This window comes from Weissella sp. DD23 (assembly GCF_001579105.1).
Classification (GTDB): Bacteria; Bacillota; Bacilli; order Lactobacillales; family Lactobacillaceae; genus Weissella; species Weissella cibaria.
The window spans coordinates 49,784-51,076 of sequence record NZ_KQ970397.1 but is presented as its reverse complement, the minus strand read 5'-3'; the positions used below and the strand labels follow the sequence as shown (position 1 = coordinate 51,076).

General features: G+C 49.4%; 1 protein-coding gene and 1 pseudogene. Both read right to left on the bottom strand.

The features are described 5' to 3' along the window. The coding region (locus WEIDD23_RS14925; RefSeq protein ID WP_242865510.1) for a hypothetical protein at nucleotides 1-92 on the bottom strand (92 nt) is incomplete at its 3' end. A gap of 11 nt (nucleotides 93-103) precedes the next feature. Continuing rightward, a pseudogene (gene purF, locus WEIDD23_RS10180) lies at nucleotides 104-1,293 on the bottom strand (amidophosphoribosyltransferase); the annotation flags it as partial.

The following is a 1,293-nucleotide window of genomic DNA, read 5'->3' as shown; positions in this document are numbered from 1 at the left end:
GTAGCTGCCACATCGGCTTGCATCATGTCAACTGCCGTTTCACCGGCTAGGATATCTACACCAGCCCCCGCGTACGCATTTGCTTCTGTCATTTCTCCCCCTTTTAGCTCACCGTTTGATCGGTAGCTGGTTGTTGATCACTAATTGATGACACTTGACTCGGATGATAAGTTGTCGTTGGTTCGGTCTTAAAATCGACCTCACCCGCGGTTATCGCCGCCGTCAGCGTTTTTTCATAATCGTAAATTGGTGATGGGTAATGTCCATCAAAGTAAGCCGTCGTTAAGCCAGTCCCATTGCCCGTGTATGGCAAGTCAATCGCCTGTACCAAACCAGGGACGGATAGAAAGGCTAACGAATCAGCCCCTAACATGGCCGTCATTTCAGCCAATGTATGGTTCGCCGCTAAAAGTTCCGCCGTTGTTTGCATATCAACGCCATAAAATGACGGATACTTGAAAGCTGGTGACGCAATTCGCACGTGAACTTCCTTCGCACCGGCTTCGCGCAACATTTTGACAATGTAACTTGATGTTGTGCCACGCACGATTGAATCATCCACTAGCACAACGCGTTTACCGGCAACCACCGACGGTACTGCGCTTAGCTTCATACGCACCGCCCGCTCACGTCGCTCCTGTGTTGGCTCAATAAACGTCCGTGCAATATATTGATTTTTTAACCAGCCCCATTTCATTAGGTAAGCCCGTTGCCTCGGCATATCCCATGGCAGCCGATAATGAAGAATTAGGCACACCAACCACCAAGTCGCCCGTTGCCGGTTGTTCAAGTGCTAATTGCCGGCCCATCCGTTTACGAGCAGTATGCACGTTAACACCATAAATGTCAGAGTCAGGTCGTGCAAAGTAGATATACTCCATCGCGTCGATATGTAAATCAGTTTTGCTCGTGTAGTGATCAATCCGTAAGCCGGCCTGGTCAATCGTTAATAACTCCCCCGGTTGGACATCCCGAATAAACGTTGCCCCAACCGCATGCAACGCGGCCGTCTCACTAGTCACCACATACTGACCATCAGGTAACTGGCCTACCACAAAGGGACGAAAACCGTGTGGATCAAGAGCTGCATACATTGCTGTTGGCGTCAGGAGCAAAAATGCGAAACCGCCCCGCACTTGCTGCAAAGCATCTTTTAAGCGGTCATAAAACGTCGTCGCCGTTGAACGCCGAATTAAATGCAGTAACACTTCTGTATCTGACGATGATTGAAAAATCGCCCCTTGCATCTCAAGACTTTGCCGCAAAGATTGTGCATTCGTGATGTTTCCGTTG